The following is a 23,188-nucleotide window of genomic DNA, read 5'->3' as shown; positions in this document are numbered from 1 at the left end:
AGATGAGCCAGGCGGCACAGAATCTGAACTGGTTGATCACCAACTTCGTGGACAACACCCCCGGGGTGTCCCACACCGTCGTCGTGTCCGCCGACGGGCTCCTGCTCGCGATGTCCGAGGGCTTCCCGCGCGACCGTGCCGACCAGCTGGCGGCGGTGGCCTCGGGGCTCACCTCGCTCACGGCCGGGGCCTCCCGGATCTTCGAGGGTGGCAACGTCGCCCAGACGGTCGTCGAGATGGAGCGGGGATTCCTCTTCCTCATGTCCGTCTCGGACGGCTCGTCCCTGGCCGTGCTCGCGCACCCCGAGTGCGACATCGGCCTCGTCGGCTACGAGATGGCGCTGCTCGTCGACCGCGCGGGCGCGGTTCTCACCCCCGACCTGCGCGCCGAGCTCCAGGGCAGTCTGCTCCACTGACCGTCCCCGGCACCACCCGCCTCACGAAATCACCGTCCGGCCGACACACTCCCCCCCACCGGCCTCGACGGACGGCACGACTGACCGAGAATGCTGTCCCGCCCGGAGGATCCATGACCCCGCCCCCCGCCCATCATGATCCGTACGCGGAGCCGTACGGGGATGAGGGCGACCAGCCGCTGGTGCGTCCTTACGCGATGACCGGTGGCCGGACCCGGCCGCGCTATCAGCTCGCCATCGAGGCGCTGATCAGCACCACGGCCGACCCGGCAGCACTCATGGGGCTGCTCCCGGAGCACCAGCGCATCTGCCACCTGTGCCGCGAGGTCAAGTCGGTCGCCGAGGTCTCGGCGCTGCTGGCCATGCCGCTGGGGGTGGCCAGGATCCTGGTGGCGGACCTCGCCGAGGCCGGTCTGGTGGCCATCCACCAGCCGGGCGGCGACGAGAACAACGGCGGCGCTCCGGACGTGACGCTGCTCGAAAGGGTGCTCAGTGGACTTCGCAAGCTCTGACGGCGGCCGGGCCACCACTTCCGCGAAGATCGTGGTGGCGGGTGGCTTCGGCGTCGGCAAGACCACGTTCGTGGGGGCGGTCTCGGAGATCAACCCGCTGCGTACCGAGGCCGTCATGACGTCCGCGTCGGCGGGCATCGACGACCTCACCCACACCGGGGACAAGACCACCACCACGGTGGCCATGGACTTCGGCCGCATCACCCTCGACCAGGACCTGATCCTGTACCTGTTCGGCACCCCCGGCCAGGACCGCTTCTGGTTCATGTGGGACGACCTGGTGCGCGGCGCCATCGGGGCGGTCGTGCTCGTCGACACCCGTCGTCTCGCCGACTGCTTCCCCGCGGTCGACTACTTCGAGAACAGCGGCCTGCCGTTCGTCGTCGCCCTCAACGGCTTCGACGGGCAGCAGCCGTACCAGCCCGAAGAGGTGCGCGAGGCGCTCCAGATCGGGCCGGACACCCCGATCATCACGACGGACGCCCGGCACCGCTCGGACGCCAAGTCGGCACTCATCACCCTGGTCGAACATGCGCTCATGGCGCGCCTGCGGTAACTTTCAAGTTCCCCGTGCCTCTACGGAACTTGTCGTAGACACTTCGGAGCCGGCTGTGGCGTTTGACACGGCCGGCTCCGGTGTTCATAACGTTTCGGCAGAGGAATCGGGTGGTACCGCGACGCGTCGCGGTCACTTGGTCTCGCTGTGCGCACGAAGGCCCCGTCTTTTGACGGGGCTCGTTCTTTTTGACCGTTTTACGTGGGGCTTACATCACGTCGAACCGGCACTTCTCCATGTTTGGAATCGCGCAGGACGTCGTGCTGGAATGCCTGAACTGCCCAATAGTCAATGACGTACTGATGGTCGATGGCTGACCGGGCTCTGAGACACTGCGCGGCACGGAAGGTGCCGACCGCCGAGAGGTTGTTGGTCGAGTGAGGCGAAGCAAGAAAAGTCCCGAGCCGACGGCCCGGGGCAACTTCACGCCGCCGCCGCGCGGAGCGGCGCCCGCCCCTGTGCCCGGCTCGGAGCCGACGGCCGCACCCCCCAAGAGCGGTGGCCGTCTGTCCCCGCGCAACTGGCGGGTGCCGACGCGGCTGAACGCGATCCTGCTCATACCTGTGCTGGTCGGCCTGGTCATGGGCGGCTTCCAGGTGAAGGGCTCGATCGACACCTGGCAGGAGGCGCGCGACGCCGAGAAGACCGCGAAGATCGTGGCCGCCGCCAGCCAGTACGCCCAGGCACTCCTCAACGAGCGCGACGTCTCCGCCGAGCCCCTGCTGGAGAACAAGACGGACTCCGCCGTCGTCAAGCAGGCCCGCGCGGTCACGGATGCGAAGGCGGCCGCCTTCCACCAGGAGACCGTCGGGATGCCCGACAAGGAGGGCCTCAAGCGGCGGCTGAACCTGGTGAAGGATGCCGAGCCGGCGCTGGCGAAGATCCGCCTGGCCGCATTCACCAAGAAGATGGACCCTGTTCAGACCGAAGAGGGCTACGTCGCCATCGAGCACCTGCTCGTGGAGTTCTCCAACGAACTCGGCCTCGGCACCGGCAACATCACGGCATACGGCCGTTCGGTGTACGCCCTCGCCCTCGGCAAGGGGGCCGAATCCCTGCAGCGCGCGATCGGCATGCACCTGCTGGTCCGGCCCAGCCCCGACGAGAAGGTCTACCGGCAACAGCTCACCGCCTTCACCTCGTACGCCTACCTCGAGGGCATCGCCATGCAGGAGTTCGTCTCCGGCGGTACCCCCCAGGACGCCGTGCGGCTCAAGGAGGTCATGGACGAGAAGCAGTCCGAGGGCGAGAAGGCTGCTGCCGACGCCAAGGCCAAGGCAGAGGCCGCGGGCCAGGACTTCACGGCGCCGCCGGCGATGTCCGACATGATGAGGCTGATCGGCAGCGGTCAGCTGACCACCGCCCAGCTCGCCGCCCAGGGCGTCACCGCCAAGTCCTGGATGGCCGCCGCGACCCTGAAGTTCGAGGGCTATGACCAGCTCGAGACCGAGATGATCAACCGTGCGGTGGACGAGGCCGGCCAGATCGCCTCCGACGCCCAGCGCGACGCGATCATCAACGCCTCGATCGTCATCATCGCCCTGCTGGCCGCCTTCATCATCGCCTCACTCATGGCCCGCCAGATGAGCACCTCGATGCGCCAGCTGCGCAACGCCGCCTTCGGCATCGCCGAGCAGCGGCTGCCGATGCTGGTCGACCAGCTCTCGCGCACCGACCCCGGCCGGGTCGACACCCGCGTCCAGCCCATCCCGATCAACACCCGTGACGAGATCGGCGAAGTCGCCCGCGCCTTCGACCAGGTCCACCGCGAGGCCGTCCGGCTCGCCGCCGAGCAGGCCCTGCTGCGGGGCAACATCAACGCGATCTTCACCAACCTCTCGCGCCGCAACCAGTCGCTGATCGAGGGCCAGCTGACCCTGATCACCGACCTGGAGAACAACGAGGCCGACCCGGACCAGCTGGAGAACCTCTTCCGCCTGGACCACCTCGCGACCCGTATGCGCCGCAACGGCGAGAACCTCCTGGTCCTCGCCGGCGAGGAGCCGGGCCGCCGCTGGGACCAGCCGGTCCCGCTGGTCGACGTGCTGCGCGCCGCCTCCTCCGAGGTGGAGCAGTACGAGCGCATCGAGCTGTCCGGCGTCCCGGAGGCCGAGATCCACGGCCGGGCCGTGACCGACCTCGTGCACCTGCTCGCCGAGCTGCTGGAGAACGCCACGACGTTCTCCTCCCCGCAGACCAAGGTCCGCGTGACCGCGACCCGTCTCCCCGACGGCCGCGTGATGATCGAGATCCACGACAAGGGCATCGGCCTCACCGCCGAGGACTTCGCGGACATCAACCACAAGCTGGCCAACCCGCCGACCGTGGACGCCGCGATCTCCCAGCGCATGGGCCTCTTCGTGGTCGGCCGGCTGTCCGACCGGCACGGCATCCGGGTCCAGCTGCGTCCCTCCGGCGAGCAGGCCGGCACCACGTCGCTGGTCATGCTCCCGGACGCCATCACCCACGGTGGCGGCGGCGAGCAGCCCGAGCGCGACGAGTTCACCGTCTCGCAGATCATCCCGGAGCAGCACCAGCAGCAGCAGCTCCCGGGCGAGGACTTCAACAACGGCCTGCCCATGCGCACGGCCGCCGAGCTGGGCTTCGACGACAGCCGCTACGAGGTCCCCGACGACCTGCGCGACCTGGACCCGGTGGGCCGCTCGCTGATGCGCGAGGAGCGCAAGGCGGCCCTGGAGTCCCAGGCCGGGCACCCGCAGCAGACCCAGGAGATCCCCGCCTTCGCGGAGGGCTTCGACGGCACCCCGCGGCAGCAGCCCGCGTACGACAACGGCTTCGACGCGGCCCCGACGGGCTTCGACAGCAGCCGGACGGCGTTCGTGGACCAGCAGGGGGCGTACGAGGGCGCGAACGGCCAGGGCGGCCGTACGGCGTACGAGGAGCCGCAGCAGGCGCCGTACGAGGAGCAGCAGCGGCCTGCGTACGACGAGCAGTACTTCGCGCCGGGCGAGGGGATGCCGCGGGGCGAGTCCTTCTCGGCCCCGAACGGGGTGCCCCAGAGCAACGGCTTCTCGCCCAACGGCGGTTACCCGGACCCCGCGTATGCGGAGCCCGCCCAGGAGGAGCCCGCGGCGTCGCACGCCACGGCGGGCGACGGATACCCGACGTACGAGGAGAAGTCCTACCAGGACGACTGGCCGCAGCAGTCCGGTTACCAGAACGGCTACCCGGACCAGTACGCTCCGGAAGCGGAATCCACGCAGGCCGCTGACGCGGGTGAGCAGGACCGCGTAGGCTTCGACCGTCCGGGACCGGCCCCCTCCGCCGTCCACGAGCTGACCGACGCCGGGCTTCCCCGCCGCGGATCCACCGCGGCGAACGGTTCGAACGGCGCCGTACGGCCCGTGCGCACGGAAGCGCCGGCCTCCACTTCGGAGAGCAACGGCGACAGCGCCTGGCGTTCGGCGAACGACGCGCGCTGGCAGCAGGCCTCGCAGCTCCGGAAGCCCAAGGCAGGCGGGGTCACCTCGTCCGGTCTGCCGCGGCGCGTACCCAAGGCCAACCTGGTCGAGGGCACCGCCGAGAGCACCCCTCAGGGAGGCCCACAGGTCTCCCGCGCCCCGGAGGACGTCCGAGGCAGGTTGAGCAACCTGCGGCGGGGCGTCCAGCGCGGACGCAACGCAGGCAGTGAAACGAACGGCCAGGGCTTCGGTCCTGACAGCACCTACAACCAGGAGCGTTAGTGTGAGCCCGATGAGCCAGGCGGCACAGAACCTGAACTGGTTGATCACCAACTTCGTGGACAACACCCCGGGGGTGTCCCACACGGTGGTGGTCTCCGCCGACGGACTCCTTCTGGCGATGTCCGAAGGCTTCCCCCGCGACCGCGCCGACCAGCTCGCGGCCGTCGCTTCCGGTCTGACGTCCCTGACCGCGGGCGCCTCCCGGATCTTCGAGGGCGGCGCCGTGAACCAGACGGTCGTGGAGATGGAACGGGGCTTCCTGTTCATCATGTCCGTGTCCGACGGTTCCTCGCTCGCGGTGCTCGCGCACCCCGAGGCGGACATCGGCCTCATTGGCTACGAAATGGCCCTCCTGGTGGACCGTGCCGGTACGGTCCTGACGCCCGACCTTCGTGCGGAGCTCCAAGGGAGCCTTCTCAACTAGCAGTCGGACGGTGCGTTTTGGCGTCCCGAGGCCGTAGGGTTTCGGGACGCGGCTCCATAGGTGCCCGGCACAGTCGGAGGAGGAGAGAAAGTGGCAACACCCCCAGGCGGTTCGAATACGGGTAATTGGTCGTACGGTCCTCCCCAGGGCCCGGGCGACGGTTCCCACAACCCGAACCGTTACAACTTCCCCTCCGCACCCAGCCAGCAGCGCCCGTACGCACCCCAGAGCCCGCAGGGGCCCGGGCCGTCGCCGTACGACCAGCCGCAGGCCCCGCGCATCCAGCCCGTGCAACCGCAGCGCCGCGCCCCCGAGCCGGCGCCCGCCGGGGCGTCGAACAACCCCCTGGTGCGTCCGTACGCCATGACCGGTGGCCGGACGCGCCCGCGCTACCAGCTCGCCATCGAGGCGCTGGTGCACACCACTGCGCAGCCGCACCAGATGCAGGGGCAGTTGCCCGAGCATCAGCGGATCTGCAATCTGTGCCGTGAGATCAAGTCGGTGGCCGAGATCTCGGCCCTCCTGACCATCCCTCTCGGCGTGGCCAGGATCCTCGTCGCCGACTTGGCGGAGGCGGGACTGGTCGCCATCCATCAGCCCGGCGGCGACGAGAGCGCCGGCGGCCAGCCAGACGTGACACTGCTCGAAAGGGTGCTCAGTGGACTTCGCAAGCTCTAGCGGCGGTCCTTCCCGCTCCACCACCTCGGCGAAGATCGTGGTGGCGGGTGGCTTCGGCGTGGGCAAGACCACGTTCGTCGGGGCCGTCTCGGAGATCAACCCGCTGCGTACCGAGGCCGTCATGACGTCCGCGTCGGCGGGCATCGACGACCTCACCCACACCGGGGACAAGACCACCACCACGGTGGCCATGGACTTCGGCCGCATCACCCTCGACCAGGACCTGATCCTGTACCTGTTCGGCACCCCCGGCCAGGACCGCTTCTGGTTCATGTGGGACGACCTGGTGCGCGGCGCCATCGGCGCGATCGTCCTGGTGGACACCCGCCGTCTCGCCGACTGCTTCCCCGCGGTCGACTACTTCGAGAACAGCGGCCTGCCGTTCGTGATCGCCCTCAACGGCTTCGACGGCAACCAGCCGTACAACCCCGAAGAGGTCCGTGAGGCCCTGCAGATCGGTCCGGACGCCCCGATCATCACGACGGACGCCCGGCACCGCTCGGACGCCAAGTCGGCCCTCATCACGCTCGTCGAGCACGCGCTGATGGCCCGCCTGCGGTAGCGCTCCGCCCTACGTACGGCCCCTGTGCCCTCCCCGAGGGGGCACAGGGGCCGTTCTCGTCTCTGCCGGCGACGGGCGGGGACGGGTGGCGGGGCCGCGCGGGGACGGGCCGGGCACGGAAGAAGGGCCCCTCTGTAGCAGAGGGGCCCTTCTCTCAGGTGCGGACCGCCGGAGCGGCGCGGCCTAGCGCCAGCTGTGCGGGGCGCGGAAGCCGTTCTCGCGCTCCAGACGGCGCCAGCCGGCCTTGCGGTGGGCGCGGTGGGTCGGGGCGGGCTCGGAGGTGCGGGCGGCGGCGCGGGCCAGCAGGATCGCCGTGATGGCGGCGACCTCCTCGGGCTCGGCGTGGCCCTTCTCGACGCGGATGTCGGGAGTGTTCATGGGTGTCAGTCTCCGTGAGAGAGGTTTCCGCAGGGGTGCCGGGGAGAGTCCGCCGGGTTACTGCGGGGGGTTGCCGTGCTTGCGCGACGGCAGGTCGGCGTGCTTGGACTGGAGCATCGCGAGCGACTTGATGAGGATCTCGCGGGTCTCGGCGGGGTCGATGACGTCGTCGACCAGGCCGCGCTCGGCCGCGTAGTAGGGATGCATCAGCTCGGACTTGTACTCCTTGACCATGCGGGCCCGCATGGCCTCGGGGTCCTCGGCCTCGGCGATCTGACGGCGGAAGATGACGTTGGCGGCGCCCTCGGCGCCCATCACGGCGATCTCGTTGGTCGGCCAGGCGTAGGTGAGGTCGGCACCGATGGACTGGCTGTCCATGACGATGTACGCCCCGCCGTAGGCCTTGCGCAGGATGAGCGAGATCCGGGGCACGGTCGCGTTGCAGTAGGCGTACAGCAGCTTCGCGCCGTGGCGGATGATTCCACCGTGCTCCTGGTCGACGCCCGGGAGGAAGCCGGGGACGTCCAGAAGGGTGAGGATCGGGATGTTGAACGCGTCGCACATCTGTACGAAGCGGGCGGCCTTCTCGGAGGCCTCGATGTCGAGCACACCGGCCAGGGACTGGGGCTGGTTGGCGACGATGCCGACGACCTGACCGTCGAGGCGGGCCAGGGCGCAGATGATGTTGCGGGCCCAGCGCTCGTGGACCTCGAGGTACTCGCCGTCGTCGACGATCTCCTCGATGACCTTGGTCATGTCGTAGGGCCGGTTGCCGTCGGCGGGGACCAGGTCGAGCAGGACGTCACCGCGTCGGTCCGCCGGGTCGCCGGTGGCGTGGCGCGGGGGGTTCTCGCGGTTGTTCTGCGGCAGCAGCGACAGGAGGTAGCGGACCTCCGCGATGCAGGTCTCCTCGTCGTCGTAGGCGAAGTGGCACACACCGGAGGTCTCGGCGTGCACGTCCGCGCCGCCGAGGCCGTTCTGGGTGATCTCCTCGCCGGTGACCGCCTTGACGACGTCCGGGCCGGTGATGAACATCTGCGAGGTCTCACGGACCATGAACACGAAGTCGGTCAGGGCGGGGCTGTAGGCCGCGCCGCCCGCGCAGGGACCGAGCATGACCGAGATCTGCGGGATGACGCCCGAGGCCTTGGTGTTGCGCTGGAAGATGCCGCCGTATCCGGCGAGCGCGGAGACGCCCTCCTGGATACGGGCGCCGGCGCCGTCGTTGAGCGACACCAGCGGCGCGCCGGCCGCGATGGCCATGTCCATGATCTTGTGGATCTTCATGGCGTGGGCCTCGCCCAGGGCGCCGCCGAAGATGCGGAAGTCATGGGCGTAGACGAAGACCGTACGGCCTTCCACCGTGCCCCAGCCGGTGATGACGCCGTCCGTGTAGGGCTTCTTGGTCTCCAGACCGAAACCGCTCGCCCGGTGCCGGCGCAGCTGCTCGACCTCCTGGAAGGAGCCCGGGTCCACCAGCAGCTCGATCCGCTCCCGCGCGGTCAGCTTGCCCTTGGCGTGCTGGGCCTGGGTCGCCTTCTCGCTCGGACCGGCCAGCGCCTGCGCACGGATTCCGTGCAGCTCGGCCACACGCCCGCGCGCGTCCGTGGGCTCCGAGGGCGCCGCGTCCGGTTCGCCCGTCGTCTCTTCCAAAACGGTCATGTAGCGACCTTACGAAGCCTGCCAAGGAAAGTGAGACGTCGACTCCGTACAGTCCTCGGAGCGTTTTCCTGGTAGCACCGAACAGAACGAGGGGTGAGCGCAGGCGTTCTGACTGCTCAGGAGGCTTGCGGCTTGTGGGGGTCACACAAAGGCTGCGGGTGAGACGCCGTTCACATCCGGTCGGGCGCCGCGCCGGGATCATCCGCCGTCGGAGTGACGCGGCGTCCCGATGGGATACACGCCGGAATAGGAACGGGAGGGTCCGCGTTAGAACGGTTGAAGATTCAACAGAAAAGATCTTCCCGTCCCCACAGGAGGCACGTCATGGGCATCTTCGGCCGCAAGGACACCGGCGCGAGCATCGCCGACACCGCGGTGACGCCGGACCTCGCCGCGCTCACCGGCGACTACTCGATCGACCCGGCCCACTCCACCATCGGCTTCGTCGCCCGGCACGCGATGGTCACGAACGTCAAGGGCAAGTTCAACGACTTCACCGGGTCCCTGCACCTGGACGGCAGCGACCCGTCCCGGTCCAGCGCCTCCATCGACGTGAAGATGGAGAGCATCGACACCGGGTCCGCCGACCGTGACGGCCACCTGAGGAGCGCGGACTTCTTCAAGACCGACGAGTTCCCGGCCATGACCTTCCGCTCCACCTCCGCCGAGGCGCTGGGCGGCGACGACTACCGGATCACCGGGGACCTGAGCATCCTCGGCGTGACGAAGCCGATCACCATCCACCTGGAGTTCAACGGCTCCGCCAAGGACCCGTTCGGCAACGAGCGCGTCGGCTTCGAGGGCAAGGCGGAGATCCTGCGCTCCGAGTGGGGCCTGACCTGGAACGCGGCGCTGGAGACCGGGGGCGTCCTGGTCTCGGACAAGATCAAGCTGAACTTCGACATCTCGGCGATCAAGAACGCGTGACCCGAGGACCGAGGCAGGCGGAAAACTTCAGAAAGCAGCAGATGGCGGCCGGAAGCGGAATGCTTCCGGCCGCCATCTGTGAGCTGTGCCACAGTCGCGGCCATGAGCACCAGGACCGGACCCCAGCACTACCCGGGCGCGAATCGCGACCACTGGTACCAGAGCGAGTTCGGCGGTGACCGGATGGAGGTCAACGCCGTCGTCCTGCACACCACCGAGGGCCGTTCGCTGCCCGACTACCAGGGGGGCGCGAACGCGCCGAACCTCACCGCCGTACCGGACTTCGGCGCCAGGCGGCTGCGGTGGTACCAGCACTTCGACATCGACATCTCCTCGCGCGCGCTGGTCAACCGCCGCGGCGGGGTGGAGACGAACACCCTGAACGTCTGCCAGGTGGAACTCGTCGGCACCTGCGACCCGGAGCGCCACACCAAGTGGGGGACGGGCGAGCCGGGGCACGTCTACTGGCCCCAGGCTCCCGAGTGGGCCCTGCGCGGCGTGGCGCGGTACCTGGCGTGGATGCACATCCACCACGACGTACCACTGCGCGGCCCGTCCCTGTGGCCGCCCTACCCGAGGTCCTCCGGGAACGGCGGCGGCCAGCGGATGAGCTTCCAGCGCTGGAACGCGTTCCGGGGGGTGTGCGGACACATGCACGTCCCGGAGAACACCCACGGCGACCCGGGGGCGATCGACTTCGAACAGCTGCTGGACTACGCCAAGTCGGCCGCCCAGGACTGAGCGGACCGGCCACCCCGCCGCCGGCGGCCCCCTGCGGCGGGCTGCGGCGGGGTGGCCGAATCGGGCCCCTTGTGCGGGCGCTCGGCGGATTCACATAATCCAGGGGACAGACTTGACCTGCCCATGCCAGTGCATGGGTGTTTCTTTGTCTTGATGCATGACATGTACGCGTCACACGAGTCTGTCATCTTCTCTCCCCACCCCTCTCCTCACCCCCCCCCACGGAGGCAGCCCCATGAAGAAGCTCCTCACCGCACTCAAGAGACTCGCGGCCGTCGGCGCCACCGCGCTCGCCGTCGCGAGCCTGCAGCCCGTGTCGGCCGCACAGGCCGCCCCCTCCCCCGTCGTCGGCGGAACCCGTGCCGCGCAGGGCGAGTTCCCGTTCATGGTGCGCCTCTCGATGGGCTGCGGCGGCGCGCTCTACACCCAGCAGATCGTGCTGACCGCCGCCCACTGCGTCAGCGGCACCGGCGCCACCACGAGCATCACCGCCACCGCCGGAGTCGTGGACCTGCAATCCAGCACGGGCCGGGTCCAGGTGCGGTCGACGTACGTCTACCGGGCGCCCGGCTACAACGGCAACGGCAAGGACTGGGCGCTGATCAAGCTGGCGCAGCCCATCGACCTGCCGACGCTGAAGATCGCCACGACCACGCAGTACAACACCGGCACCTTCACCGTCGCCGGCTGGGGCGCCGCGACCCAGGGCGGCGCCCAGCAGCGCTACCTGCTCAAGGCGACCGTGCCGTTCGTCAGCGACGCGACCTGCCGCACGTACAGCGGCTACAGCGGGCTCGTCGCGAGCGACGAGATCTGTGCCGGCTACCCGTCCGGCGGCGTCGACACCTGTCAGGGCGACTCCGGCGGCCCCATGTTCCGCCGGGACTCCGCCAACGCGTGGATCCAGGTCGGCATCGTGAGCTGGGGCATCGGCTGTGCCCAGCCCAACGCGCCCGGTGTCTACTCCGAGGTGTCCACCTTCGCCTCGGCCATCGCCTCGGCGGCGGCCTCGCTCTAGCGGGTCCACTCGGTCCACCGGGGGCGCGGGGGGGGCCGGCGCGGGTCGGTCGTGGCCCGGCGCGCGGTTCCCCGCGCCCCTTCGGGCGCCGCCTTCGGCGCACCCCCTCCGCGTCCCCGCCGCGCCGGAGAAGCGCCGGTGAAGCGCCGCTCAAGCGCCGGTGCCTCAGAAGCCGCCGCCGAAGTCGCCGCCGCCCCCGAAGTCACCGCCCCCGCCGAAGTCACCGCCGCCGAAGCCGCCGCCGAAGTCGCCCGGGTCGAAGTCGGCGCCGGAGACGTCGCCGCCGTCGTAGCCCCCGCCGAAGTCGCCGTAGCCCGAGCCGTAGTCGCCCGCGTAGGACGGGGTGGCCATCAGGCCGCCGAGCATGGTGCCGACGAGCAGGCCGGGCAGCAGTCCGCCGCCGAAGTAGCCGCCCGCCCACGGGCCGTAGGCCGGACCGGCCTCCCAGTAGGGGCGGCGCCCGTAGTCGCTGTCCACCTCGCGGATCACCGGATCGCGGCCGTCGGCCAGCCGGGTGGCGTCCGCCGCGCAGACCGGCACCTCACGCGCCGCCCCGCCCGGCGGGGCCCAGGTCGCGTCGGTGACGGAGGGACCGTGGCGGGGGTCGAAGAAGCAGGGCGGCCGGCGCTCCGGCAGCGGCCGCCGCTCACGCCGGGCGGCCAGCTGGGCGAGGGAGAAGCGGCCGTCCTCCAGGGCCTGGGTGACGGCCCGCACGTCCTCGGGTCTGCTCGCCTCGGCCATCGCCGACTTCGCCTGGTCGTAGGCGTCCAGCGCGCGTTCGTAGTCGGCGCGCATCGCGTCGTCGGCGCCCCGCTCGGCCGGGTGGAAGTCCAGGCGGTCCAGTTCCTCGCCGAAGGCGGTGATGTCCTCGTCGACCACCACCCGCAGCTTCTCCAGCGCCGCCCGCCGCTCCTCCTCGTGCCGGCGGCGGTTGCGCCGGACCAGGGTGTAGGCGCCCGCGCCGCCCGCGACGAGCACCACCCCGGCGGTGACCAGCCCCGCCGTGGAGACCCCGCCCCCGCCTCCGGAGGAGCCCCAGCTCGCGGGCGCCGAGCCGCGCATCGACGGCAGGGCCCGGTCGGTGAAGTCGCCGAGCTGGGTGGCCGCGTCGGGCTCGCCCCGGACACTGCTCACCAGGTTCCCCACGGCCCGGCGGGACAGGACGACCGAGTCGGCGCGGGCGTCGAAGCGGTCGCCGAGGCGGATCGCGTACAGGCCGGTGACGCCGGTGGCCGTGCGCAGGTCGGTGAAGAGCCGGGCGGTCGGGTAGCCGGCCGGGAGGACGGCGACGAACAGGGGTTTGCCGGCGTCCTCGATCCGCCGCCGCAGGGCGTCCGCGGCCGCCCCGGAGAGCTGGGCGGACGCGGCCGGGTCGACGTAGACGGGGTTCTCGCGCAGGGCGTCGGCGATCCGCGACACGCTCGTCTCCGCCGCCGCCCGCGGGGCGAGCACGGTCAGCAGCGCCAGGGCCAGCGCCGCCAGCAGAACCGGGAGGCTCCGGCTCCGGGGCCGTACGACACCCTTCATATCTCGAAACTACCCGAAGCCTGCCAAACAGGTCACCCGGCGCGATAGGCCTCGATGAGCTTGCGCACCGCCTGCGCGTACCGCCCGGTCAGCAGCAGATGGTCGGCCTCGGCGAAGGGCTTCGCGGAGGCGGCCGTGATCCGGGCGGCGATATGCGCCTGGACGATCCCGCGGGCCCGGTCGACGGCGTCGCGGCCCGCCTGCGCGGTGCGGGCCCGCCCCGCCGCGTCCGCCAGCCGGTGCAGGGCGGCCAGTCCGCCCCCGGGGGTCTTCTTCAGGGTCGTCAGACCCCAGCCGTACGGGTACTGCGGGTCGTACACCGGGTCGCCCACGTTGATCGGGAGCTGGTCCTGCGAGCGGGGCCAGGTCACCGGGAGCCGGCCGGTGAAGGGACGGCGGCCGTAGAGGACGTCGGCCACGCCGGCGCCCTCGGTACCCGGCAGCCAGGAGGCGACCAGGGCGTCGATCGAGCCGAGCCGGTCGCCGATCAGCTGGGGGCGCCCGGAGACGATCAGCACGACGCACTTCATGGCCGCGCACACCCGGTCCACGGCCGTTCGGTCGGCGGGGCTCAGCTCCAGGTCGTTGCCGTTGCCGACATCGCCGACCCCCTCGGCGTAGGGGGTCTCGCCGACGACGACCACACCGACGTCGTGGCCGGTCAGGGGCGCGGAGGCGTCCTCGGAGTAGGTAACCCGGGCGCCCGTCGCACGCATCCCCTGGAGGATCGTCGTGCCGGGGGTGGTGTTGCCGGACGCGCCCTGCCAGGTGACCGTCCAGCCGCCGGCCTGGTTGCCGATGTCGTCGGCGTTCGATCCGGCGACGTACACCTTCTGCGACGTCCTCAGGGGCAGCAGACCGCCGGAGTTCTTCAGCAGCACCTGCGACTCGGCGGCGGCCCGGCGGGCCACGGCGCGGTGGGCGGCGGAGCCGATGTCGGCGGCCCCACCGGTGTCGGCGTACGGGTGCTCGAAGAGGCCGAGGCGGAACTTCTGGGTGAGGATGCGCGAGACCGCGTCGTCGATCCGCCGCTCATCGATCCGGCCCGCGGTCACCTCGGCGGTCAGCGTGCGGGTGAAGTCCTGGTAGGCGTTGGGGACCATGATCATGTCCAGGCCGGCGGCGACCGAGGTCCGGACGTCCGAGGCGTAGTCGCCGGGGAGCTGGTCGATGGCCGCCCAGTCGCTGATCACGAACCCGTCGAAGCCCATCCGGCCCTTCAGCACACCGTTGATCATGTCGGCGCGGGCGTGCATCTTGACCGGGCCCTGCCCGTCCCCCGCGATGTCGAGGGAGGAGTAGGAGGGCATGACCGTGCCGACGCCCCGGTCGACCGCCTCCTGGTACGGCGCGAGGTGGACGGCCTCCAGCTGCTCGCGGGTGACCTCGGTGACGCCCTGGTCGATGGTGTAGCTGCCGGTGGTGGAGGATCCGTAGGTGGTGCCGCCGTCGCCGACGAAGTGCTTGGCGGTGGCCAGCACCTTGTCGGCGTCCTTCAAGTCCCGCCCGTCCGGGGCGCCTTGGAGGCCCTGGATGATCGTCTCCATGGACTCCACCAGCGCCGGGTCCTCGCCGAAGGACTCGTAGGAGCGGCCCCAGCGTTCGTCGCGGGTGACGCACAGGCAGGGGGCGAAGTCCCAGGGGACACCGGTGGCGCGGACCTCGGCCGCGGTCACCTCACCGGTGCGGTGGGCGAGTTGGGGATCACGGGTGGCTCCGATGCCGATGTTGTGCGGCATGACCGTGGCGCCGACCAGGTTGTTGTGGCCGTGCACGGCGTCGACGCCGTAGATCAGCGGGATCTGCAGCCGCGTGGCCCGTGTGCGGAGCTGGAAGGCGTCGATCATCTTCGCCCAGGCCTCGGGGGTGTTGGGCGTGGGTGTGGAGCCGCCGCCGGACAGCAGCGAACCGAGGTGGTACGCGGCGATGTCGCCGGGCGCGGTCAGCGCGCCGCGCTCCGCCTGGGTCATCTGTCCGGCCTTCTCCTGCGGGGACATCCGGGAGAGCAGGTCGGCGACGCGCTTGCGGACCGGCAACGTGCTGTCCAGGTACGGCAGTCCGTGCGCGTCGATCACGATCTGCGGGGTCTCTGCGGGGGCCTTGGCGCCGGTGACCGTCAGGGTCAGCGGGACGGTCTCGGCGGCTTCGGCGGCCCGGTCCCGCAGGGTCGGGACGCGGACCGTGCGGGAGGTCCCGGAAGGGGTGCCCGCGGGGAAGGTGAGGGATCCGGCGACCGGGGTGTAGTCCCGGCCGGGTTCGGCGGTGCCGCCGGCCGTTCGGTAGATCACCGTCACGGGTTCGTCGACCGGGGCGGAACCGGTGGTGGCGAGGGTGACGCGGACCGTGGCCGCGCCGCCCTCGGCGACCGGGTACACGGCCGCGTCGGTGGTGACGGAGGCGCGCAGGGACTGGTCGGCGCGGCCGTAGAGCTCGACGCCGTCCATCGCGAAGTCGCCGCGGGTGCCGGCGGGCAGGGTGACCGCGTACCCCCACATCTGCGTCAGCCCGAGGACGTGGTCGATGCCGCCGACCGGCTGGTAGTCGGTGCGGTAACGGAAGTCGGCGAAGGGGATCTCGAGGTGCTTCCAACCGGTGAAGTCTTCGGTGAAGGACGTCGTCCACAGTTCGGAGGCCTCGCCGTGGGCGCCGCCGTCCTTGATCTCGAAGGCGATCCTGCGGCCGTCGCCGTGCCCCTCCCACCAGAACCGGATGCCGCGGTGGGCCGACCAGTCGTGGGCGGGTCCGGCGGCGGCGTAGTCGTGCGTGAAGCCGCCCCAGCCGCTGATGTCGTAGGTGCCGGTGAGGACCTGCTCGCCCTCGGGGGCGTCGGCGCGGGCGGCACGCCGGAGCGCGGGCGGGTCGTCGGCGTCGCTGCCCCAGGTGAAGATGCCCTCGGCGGGCTGGGACGCGAAGGGGACTTCGCCCTCGAAGCGGTCGACGGGGACCGGGGCGGGGTCGGCGGCGGCGCGGACGGCGGTCGGGGACAGCAGGGCGGCGAACAGTGCGGTGGCGACGAGCAGGGCGGTTCTCGGCATGGACCTTCCCTCGGCTCTCGGGATTCACTCAGGGCTTAGATCACGCCGTGAGTTAACTAACGCCCCGCAGGCCCGTCAAGAGGTGTTCTCGCCGTGGGCCGGTGAGGGAGGGATCATGGGGGCAACCGACTTGGAGTCCGCCATGACCACTGCGATGACCACTGCGCGCGATCTGCTGATCGTCTCCCTCGACGTCCCGTCCGCCCGGCCCGTCGAGCGGGGCGACCTCTCCCTGGCCCTCGCGGGGGCCGAGCTGGCCGATCTGCTCGCCGCCGAGGCGGTCACGCTGGACGACGACCGCATCGTGCCCGGGCTGCCGCCGACCACGGACGACCGGCTGCTGGCCGAGGCCGGAGCGGCCCTCGTCCGGCAGCCGCCGCACGAGTCCGTCGAGGACTGGCTGTGGCGCCGGGGGGACGGGCTCGCCCAGACCTACGCCAACGAGCTGGAGACGGAGGAGTCGGCCGGTCGGCCGCGGTACCGGCTGCTGGCGCCGCGGAGCGGCCGCGAGGTCGCCGCCGAGGCGCCGGACCGGGCCCGTGCGAGGGAGCGCTGGAGCGCGCGCGAGCCCGTCCTCGCCTCGCTCGCGGCGGCGCTGGGCATCCCCGAGGGGGCGGCGGAGGAGCCGCCCGTCCCGGCCGACGAGGCGCTGGTGACCGTGGTCGCGGCGGTCAACGGGGCGCTGACGGAGCTGGAGGCCGTACGGCAGCGGCGGCGCGTCGAGGACGCGGCCTTCGACAACGTGTGGCGGGGCTTCTGAGGCCGGTCACTCGGCCGGCTGGACCCCCGCCTTCAGCAGGCCGTACGTGTAGGCGTCCTCGAGGGCCTGCCAGGAGGCCGCGATGACGTTCTCCGCGACGCCGACCGTGGACCACTCGCCCGTCCCGTCGGTCGTGGAGATCAGCACGCGGGTGGTGGACTCGGTGCCGTGGACGCCTTCGAGGATACGGACCTTGTAGTCGACCAGTTCGAGCGCGGCGAGCTGGGGGTAGATCTTCTCCAGCCCGACCCGCAGGGCCCGGTCGAGGGCGTTCACCGGGCCGTTGCCCTCGGCCGTGGCGACGATCCGCTCACCCTTGGCCCACAGCTTGACGGTGGCCTCGTTGGCGTGGGAGCCGTCGGGGCGGTCCTCGACGATGGCCCGCCAGGACTCCACCTCGAAGTAGCGCGGCGGCTTGCCGCCCTGGACCTCGGTGCGCAGCAGCAGTTCGAAGGAGGCGTCGGCGGCCTCGTACGTGTAGCCCTTGAGCTCGCGCTCCTTGACCCGCTCCACGACCCGGCCGACCAGCTCGCGGTCGCCGCCGAGGTCGATGCCGAGTTCCTTGCCCTTGAGCTCGACCGAGGCCCGGCCCGCCATGTCGGAGACCAGCATGCGCATGGTGTTGCCGACGAGCTCGGGGTCGATGTGCTGGTAGAGGTCGGGGTCGACCTTGATGGCGGAGGCGTGCAGGCCGGCCTTGTGGGCGAAGGCGGAGACGCCCACGTAGGGCTGGTGGGTGGAGGGGGTGAGGTTGACGACCTCGGCGATGGCGTGCGAGATCCGGGTCATCTCGCGCAGCCGGCCGTCGGGGAGGACCTTCTTGCCGTACTTCAGCTCCAGGGCGGCGACGACCGGGAAGAGGTTGGCGTTTCCGACGCGCTCGCCGTAGCCGTTGGCGGTGCACTGGACGTGCGTGGCGCCGGCGTCCACGGCGGCGAGGGTGTTGGCGACCGCGCAGCCGGTGTCGTCCTGGGCGTGGATGCCGAGGCGGGCGCCGGTGTCGGCGAGGACGGTGGAGACGACCGCGTGGACCTGGGCGGGGAGCATCCCGCCGTTGGTGTCGCAGAGGATGACGACATCGGCGCCGGCCTCGGCGGCGGCGCGGACGACGGCCTTGGCGTACTCGGGGTTGGCGCGGTAGCCGTCGAAGAAGTGCTCGCAGTCGACGAAGACCCGGCGGCCCTGGTCCTTCAGGAAGGAGACGGTGTCGCGGACCATCTCCAGGTTCTCGTCCAGGGTGGTGCGCAGGGCCAGTTCGACGTGCCGGTCGTGCGACTTGGCGACGAGGGTGATGACCGGTGCCCCCGCGTCCAGCAGCGCCTTGACCTGCGGGTCCTCGGAGGCCTTGGCGCCCGCTCGGCGGGTCGCGCCGAAGGCGACGAGCTGGGCGTGCTTGAAGTCGATCTCCTGCTGGGCGCGGGCGAAGAACTCGGTGTCGCGGGGGTTGGCGCCGGGCCAGCCGCCCTCGATGAAGCCGACGCCGAAGTCGTCCAGGTGCCGTGCGATCGCGAGCTTGTCGGCGACGGTGAGGTTGATGCCCTCCCGCTGGGCGCCGTCGCGCAGGGTGGTGTCGAAGACGTGGAACGAGTCGTCGAGCTCGCTGGGTGCCGTCTCGGTCATGGTCTCAAGGCTCCTGTTGTGGATCTTCGGTCTTACCGGAATGACCGGCTCCACCGTCCCCATGGTCCCTCGTGCGCTCGCTTCCGGCTGTGGGTGGGCCAGAAAAGCGAAAAACCTCTCGCGGGTGCGAGAGGTCTGCGCGCGGGTCGAGGACGACGGTGGCCGCCCGTACCTGGTCGTACGTGGCGGTCACTGCGGACCGGCGCGCCTGCTGCCAATAATCATGGCGAACGAGAGCACGGGGGCAGTTTGGCACAAGCCGGACCTCGGTGAGCGGGGCGTCTCAGGATGCGAGCAGCGAGGTGTCCAGGAACTCGCGCACGTGCGCCAGCACCTGCCGCCGGTCCGTCCCGCGCAGTCCGATCGCCACATGGATGGAGAAACCGTCCAGCAGCGCCCGCAGCCGGGCCGCGTAGATCGTAAAACCCTGGTACGACCTGTTTGAGTGACGCTCAATACGAGGTGGTCCCCCGGAAAGGCGGCAGGGCCGCCCCCGGAGGTCGGGAGCGGCCCTGGGAGGGAGGCGGTGGCTCAGCCCAGCGGGTGCATCCAGCCGTGCCGGTCCTCGGCCGTGCCGCGCTGGATGTCCAGCAGGGCCTGGCGGAGCTTCAGCGTGACCTCGCCGGGCTCGCCGCCCGACTGCTGCCACTCGGCGCCGGTGCGCTTGACCGTGCCGACCGGGGTGATCACGGCGGCGGTGCCGCAGGCGAAGACCTCGGTCAGGGTGCCGTTCTCCGAGTCGCGCTGCCACTGGTCGACGGAGATCCGGCCCTCCTCGGCCCGGTAGCCGAGGTCACGGGCCACGGTGAGCAGGGAGTCACGGGTGACGCCCTCCAGGATGGAGCCGGTCAGCGACGGTGTGATGATCTTGTCGCCGTAGACGAAGTAGAGGTTCATGCCGCCGAGCTCCTCGACCCACGTGCGCTCGACCGCGTCGAGGTAGCAGACCTGGGCGCAGCCCTGTGCGGCGGCCTCGGCCTGGGCGAGCAGCGAGGCGGCGTAGTTGCCGCCGGTCTTGGCGTCGCCCATGCCGCCGGGGACGGCGCGGACGTGGTCCTCGGAGACCCAGATGGAGACGGGCTTCACGCCGCCCGGGAAGTAGGCGCCGGCCGGGGAGGCGATGACCAGGAACAGGTACTCGTTGGCCGGCTTCACGCCCAGCCCGACCTCGGTGGCGATCATGAAGGGGCGCAGGTAGAGGGACTCCTCGCCGCCGTGCGCGGGCACCCAGTCCTTGTCCTGGGCGACCAGGACGTCACAGGCCTCGATGAAGGTCTCGACCGGTAGCTCGGGCATGGCGAGGCGGCGGGCGGAGGCCTGGAAGCGCTGGGCGTTCTTGTCCGGGCGGAAGGTGGCGACGGAGCCGTCGGGGCGGCGGTAGGCCTTCAGGCCCTCGAAGATCTCCTGGGCGTAGTGCAGGACGTTGGTCGCCGGGTCGAGCGGGATCGGCGCGTAGGGGACGAGCTGGCCGTCGTGCCAGCCGCGGCCCTCGGTCCACTTGATCGTCACCATGTGGTCGGTGAAGTGGCGGCCGAACCCGGGGTTCGCCAGGACCGCCTCGCGCTCGGCGGCGGCGGTGGGGCTGGCGGAGGGCTTGAGCTCGATCGTGGGCGTCGTCATGAGTGGGTGTCCTTCACCGGTTGTAGTGACGGGCCGCGCTCACGTCCGCACGGCCGGCGGCCAGTGGTAGGACGTCCGAGCATTGCCTCATTCCGCGGCTCCGCGTTCGATTATCGCAAGCGGGGCGGCGGGAAGAAAACGGCGTGAATGCGACCCGGGGCTGATGGTTCCACCCGGCGGGGACATGCGGAAGCCGCCGGGTGCGGATGCGACCCGGCGGCTTCGAAAGATATCGAGGGGCGGCGGGGTCAGCCGGCTACTCGTACGGCCAGCGCGTCACCGATCTCGGACGTGCTGCGGGCGGGCTTGCCGGTGCGCTCCGCGAGGTCGGCGGAGACGGCCTCGTCGATGCGCGCGGCCTCGGTCTCGTAGCCGAGGTGGCGCAGCAGGAGGGCGACGGACAGGACCGTGGCGGTGGGGTCGGCCTTGCCCTGGCCGGCGATGTCGGGGGCCGAGCCGTGGACGGGCTCGAACATCGAAGGGAACTCGCCGGCCGGGTTGATGTTGCCGGAGGCCGCGACGCCGATACCGCCGGAGACGGCCGCGGCGAGGTCGGTGATGATGTCGCCGAAGAGGTTGTCGGTGACGATGACGTCGAACCGGCCCGGGTCGGTGACCAGGTAGATGGTGGCCGCGTCGACGTGGATGTAGTCGGTGCTGACCTCGGGGAACTCCGCGGCGACCTTGGTGAAGATGTTCGTCCACAGATGACCGGCGAAGGTCAGCACGTTGTTCTTGTGGACGAGGGTGAGCTTCTTGCGCGGGCGGGCCTGGGCGCGGGCGAAGGCGTCCCGCACGACACGCTCGACACCGAAGGCGGTGTTCACCGAGACCTCGGTGGCGACCTCGTGCTCGGTGCCCTTGCGGATGGTGCCGCCGTTGCCGGTGTACGGGCCCTCGGTGCCCTCGCGGACCACGACGAAGTCGATGGCCGGCTGGCCCTTGAGGGGGGTGTCGACGCCGGGCAGCAGCTTCGAGGGCCGCAGGTTGACGTGGTGGTCGAAGGCGAAGCGGAGCTTGAGCAGGAAGCCGCGCTCCAGGACGCCGGAGGGGACCGACGGGTCGCCGATCGCGCCGAGCAGGATCGCGTCGTGCTGCTTGAGCGCGTCGAGGTCGGCGTCGGTGAGGGTCTCACCGGTGTCGTGGTAGCGCTTGGCGCCGAAGTCGTACTCCTTGGTCTCCAGCTTCACATCCTGCGGAAGGACGGCGGAGAGGACCTTCAGACCTTCGGCCACGACCTCCTGGCCGATGCCGTCACCGGGAATCACTGCGAGATTGATGCTGCGAGACATGTCGGCACCGTACTCCTTGTCCCATGGGATGACACGCCCAAGTCCGCCATACGGACACCAGGGACCGGACACCGAGGGGCGGACGGCTCGCTCCGGTCGACCGGTGTTCACCCGTACGCAGGACGCCCGTCGGACCGACCGGGAAACTTCTCGGACATGGAGACACCGGACGTCGGCATTCCGCCGCGGCTCGCCCGCGGGATGAGTATGGCGGAGCAGTACGAGTACCTGCGCACGAAGCTCACCCGGCGCCGCACCCTGGTGTCGGCGGGCACGGTGGCGGCGGACGCGCTGCTGGCCGGCTGCGGGGGCCGCTCCCTGGGCCCGCGGGCGCGGGCGACCCGCACCTCCTCCCCGCCCCGCCCGCCGGGGCGCTCCTCGGCCGTTCCCTTCGGCCGCCATCTCTCCTTCGGCGCGGACCCGCGCACCGGGATGCGGATCTCCTGGCAGGTCCCGGCGGCCGTGCGGGAGCCGTACGTCCGGATCGGCACCCGCCCCGACGACCTCGGCGGCAAGGTGCGGGCCGAGGTGCGCGCGCTGCACACGCCGGGCGTGGACGGGGTACGCCGGGCGCTCGAGCAGTACTACGTGCACGCCGCGGTGGACGGCCTGCTGCCCGGGACGACGTACTACTACGGCGTCGGCCACGACGGCTTCGACCCGGCCGACGCGGAGCACCGCGCCACGATCGCCCCGCTGCGCACGGCACCGGCGGGCCCCGGGCGGTTCGTGTTCACCGCCTTCGGCGACCAGGGCGTCGGCCGCTCGGCCGCGGCGGTCGACCGGCTGCTGCTGAAGGCGGCACCCGCCTTCCATCTGCACGCGGGCGACATCTGCTATGCCGACGGGACCGGCCGGGGCGAGAGGACGGACGGCTACGACCCGACGGCCTGGGACGCGTTCCTGAAGCAGAGCGAGCCGGTGGCGCGGTCGGTGCCGTGGATGGTGACGACCGGCAACCACGACATGGAGGCCTGGTACTCCCCCGACGGCTACGGCGGCCAGCTCGCCCGGTTCTCCCTCCCGGACACCGGCTTCGACCCGCGCACCGCCCCGGGCGTGTACACGTTCACCTACGGCAACGTGGGCGTGGTGGCGCTGGACGCGAACGACGTGTCGTACGAGATCCCCGCGAACCGGGGCTACACCCAGGGCCGGCAGACGGCCTGGTTGAAGCGGACGCTGGCCGCGCTGCGGGCGTCGCCGGACGTCGACTTCGTCGTCGTCTTCTTCCACCACTGCGCCTACTCGACCTCGGCGCACGCCTCGGACGGCGGGGTGCGGGCGGAGTGGCTGCCGCTGTTCGACCGGTACCAGGTGGACCTGGTGGTCAACGGGCACAACCATGTCTACGAGCGGACGGACGCCCTCAAGGGCGGACGGGTGGGCCGGACCGTCCCGGTCGGCGGTTCCACGGACCCGGCGCGGGACGGGACGGTGTACGTCACGGCGGGCGGCGGCGGCCGTGATCTGTACGGCTTCCCCGCGGACGCGCCGGAGAGCTACGAGGGGCGGGTGCGCGACCGTGACGCGGTGGACACCTTCCACTGGACGCGCTCGCGCGAGAACGCGGCGGAGACCGTGGAGTGGTCGCGGGTGCGCTACCGGGGCTTCTCGTTCCTGTCGGTGGAGGCGACCGGCGGGCCCTCGGCGCGGCTGACGGTGTCGGCGCTGGCGGAGGACGGGCGGCGCATCGACCGGTTCGAGGTGCGGCGCGGGGCCTGAAGTCCCGTTCAGGACCCGCGCCGCGCCCCGT

At 71.1% G+C, this 23,188-nt stretch carries 19 protein-coding genes and 1 pseudogene; 12 read left to right on the top strand and 8 right to left on the bottom strand.

Annotated elements, in window-relative coordinates:
- Positions 1–2 precede the first annotated feature (2 nt).
- From AQJ58_RS34335 to AQJ58_RS34305, 7 genes are all read left to right on the top strand, one after another.
- The gene (locus AQJ58_RS34335; protein ID WP_003973453.1) at positions 3–416 is read left to right on the top strand and encodes a roadblock/LC7 domain-containing protein; all 414 of its coding nucleotides are present in this window, start codon (positions 3–5) and stop codon (positions 414–416) included.
- Between the two features lie 113 nt (positions 417–529).
- Positions 530–928: a DUF742 domain-containing protein gene (locus AQJ58_RS34330; RefSeq protein ID WP_055633953.1), complete on the top strand. Its 399-nt coding sequence runs from the start codon at positions 530–532 to the stop codon at positions 926–928.
- Positions 909–1,484 carry a GTP-binding protein gene (locus tag AQJ58_RS34325; RefSeq protein WP_030793795.1) on the top strand — a complete coding sequence of 192 codons (576 nt, stop codon included), beginning with the start codon at positions 909–911 and terminating at the stop codon, positions 1,482–1,484. The genes AQJ58_RS34330 and AQJ58_RS34325 overlap by 20 nt, the downstream gene beginning before the upstream one ends.
- Before the next feature lie 377 nt (positions 1,485–1,861).
- The gene (locus tag AQJ58_RS34320) at positions 1,862–5,188 is read left to right on the top strand and encodes a sensor histidine kinase (protein ID WP_079079406.1); all 3,327 of its coding nucleotides are present in this window, start codon (positions 1,862–1,864) and stop codon (positions 5,186–5,188) included.
- 10 nt (positions 5,189–5,198) lie between these two features.
- Positions 5,199–5,612, top strand: a complete 414-nt coding sequence (locus AQJ58_RS34315; protein ID WP_003993185.1) for a roadblock/LC7 domain-containing protein — start codon at positions 5,199–5,201, stop codon at positions 5,610–5,612.
- 90 nt (positions 5,613–5,702) lie between these two features.
- Positions 5,703–6,290 carry a DUF742 domain-containing protein gene (locus AQJ58_RS34310; protein WP_067257327.1) on the top strand — a complete coding sequence of 196 codons (588 nt, stop codon included), beginning with the start codon at positions 5,703–5,705 and terminating at the stop codon, positions 6,288–6,290.
- On the top strand, positions 6,271–6,852 hold the full coding sequence (locus tag AQJ58_RS34305) for a GTP-binding protein (protein WP_055633955.1): 582 nt from the start codon (positions 6,271–6,273) through the stop codon (positions 6,850–6,852). The genes AQJ58_RS34310 and AQJ58_RS34305 overlap by 20 nt, the downstream gene beginning before the upstream one ends.
- Positions 6,853–7,035: 183 nt before the next feature.
- Here the strand turns inward: AQJ58_RS34305 and AQJ58_RS34300 are convergent, their stop codons facing one another.
- Together AQJ58_RS34300 and AQJ58_RS34295 are read right to left on the bottom strand one after the other, a co-directional pair.
- A complete protein-coding gene (locus AQJ58_RS34300; protein WP_067257324.1) occupies positions 7,036–7,230 on the bottom strand; it encodes an acyl-CoA carboxylase subunit epsilon in 195 nt (64 codons plus the stop codon).
- A gap of 57 nt (positions 7,231–7,287) precedes the next feature.
- On the bottom strand, positions 7,288–8,892 hold the full coding sequence (locus tag AQJ58_RS34295; protein WP_067257322.1) for an acyl-CoA carboxylase subunit beta: 1,605 nt from the start codon (positions 8,890–8,892) through the stop codon (positions 7,288–7,290).
- Positions 8,893–9,216: 324 nt separating this feature from the next.
- On the opposite strand from AQJ58_RS34295, the gene AQJ58_RS34290 reads away from it, so the two are divergent.
- The 3 genes from AQJ58_RS34290 to AQJ58_RS34280 all read left to right on the top strand — a co-directional run bounded on the left by AQJ58_RS34290 (position 9,217) and on the right by AQJ58_RS34280 (position 11,578).
- Positions 9,217–9,819, top strand: coding sequence for a YceI family protein (locus tag AQJ58_RS34290; RefSeq protein WP_067257320.1), 603 nt, complete (start codon positions 9,217–9,219; stop codon positions 9,817–9,819).
- A gap of 102 nt (positions 9,820–9,921) precedes the next feature.
- On the top strand, positions 9,922–10,560 hold the full coding sequence (locus tag AQJ58_RS34285; protein WP_067257317.1) for a hypothetical protein: 639 nt from the start codon (positions 9,922–9,924) through the stop codon (positions 10,558–10,560).
- 235 nt (positions 10,561–10,795) lie between these two features.
- Entirely contained in the window at positions 10,796–11,578 is a 783-nt protein-coding gene (locus AQJ58_RS34280; protein ID WP_067257314.1) for a serine protease, read from the top strand.
- Positions 11,579–11,743: 165 nt separating this feature from the next.
- Here AQJ58_RS34280 and AQJ58_RS34275 read toward each other — a convergent pair whose 3' ends face one another.
- Positions 11,744–13,105 (bottom strand): hypothetical protein, encoded by a 1,362-nt coding sequence (locus tag AQJ58_RS34275; protein ID WP_067257311.1) that lies wholly within the window; start codon positions 13,103–13,105, stop codon positions 11,744–11,746.
- Positions 13,106–13,137: 32 nt separating this feature from the next.
- Positions 13,138–16,140: a glycoside hydrolase family 3 protein gene (locus AQJ58_RS34270; protein WP_067257307.1), complete on the bottom strand. Its 3,003-nt coding sequence runs from the start codon at positions 16,138–16,140 to the stop codon at positions 13,138–13,140.
- 154 nt (positions 16,141–16,294) lie between these two features.
- On the opposite strand from AQJ58_RS34270, the gene AQJ58_RS34265 reads away from it, so the two are divergent.
- On the top strand, positions 16,295–16,900 hold the full coding sequence (locus tag AQJ58_RS34265) for a GOLPH3/VPS74 family protein (protein WP_067257304.1): 606 nt from the start codon (positions 16,295–16,297) through the stop codon (positions 16,898–16,900).
- Between the two features lie 6 nt (positions 16,901–16,906).
- Here AQJ58_RS34265 and cimA read toward each other — a convergent pair whose 3' ends face one another.
- The 4 genes and pseudogenes from cimA to AQJ58_RS34250 all read right to left on the bottom strand — a co-directional run bounded on the left by cimA (position 16,907) and on the right by AQJ58_RS34250 (position 21,432).
- Positions 16,907–18,520, bottom strand: a complete 1,614-nt coding sequence (gene cimA / locus AQJ58_RS34260) for a citramalate synthase (protein ID WP_067257301.1) — start codon at positions 18,518–18,520, stop codon at positions 16,907–16,909.
- A 283-nt stretch (positions 18,521–18,803) separates the two neighbouring features.
- A pseudogene (locus AQJ58_RS45030) lies at positions 18,804–18,935 on the bottom strand (TetR family transcriptional regulator C-terminal domain-containing protein); the annotation flags it as partial.
- Between the two features lie 116 nt (positions 18,936–19,051).
- A complete protein-coding gene (locus tag AQJ58_RS34255) occupies positions 19,052–20,140 on the bottom strand; it encodes a branched-chain amino acid aminotransferase (RefSeq protein ID WP_067257298.1) in 1,089 nt (362 codons plus the stop codon).
- Between the two features lie 248 nt (positions 20,141–20,388).
- Positions 20,389–21,432 carry a 3-isopropylmalate dehydrogenase gene (locus AQJ58_RS34250; RefSeq protein WP_067257295.1) on the bottom strand — a complete coding sequence of 348 codons (1,044 nt, stop codon included), beginning with the start codon at positions 21,430–21,432 and terminating at the stop codon, positions 20,389–20,391.
- A 156-nt stretch (positions 21,433–21,588) separates the two neighbouring features.
- On the opposite strand from AQJ58_RS34250, the gene AQJ58_RS34245 reads away from it, so the two are divergent.
- On the top strand, positions 21,589–23,157 hold the full coding sequence (locus AQJ58_RS34245) for a purple acid phosphatase family protein (RefSeq protein ID WP_067257292.1): 1,569 nt from the start codon (positions 21,589–21,591) through the stop codon (positions 23,155–23,157).
- Positions 23,158–23,188 lie beyond the last annotated feature (31 nt).

Source organism: Streptomyces sp. DSM 15324 (assembly GCF_001514285.1).
GTDB lineage: Bacteria > Actinomycetota > Actinomycetes > Streptomycetales > Streptomycetaceae > Streptomyces.
The sequence above is the reverse complement of the archived record's forward strand: the minus strand, read 5'-3'. Positions and strand labels throughout refer to the sequence as shown.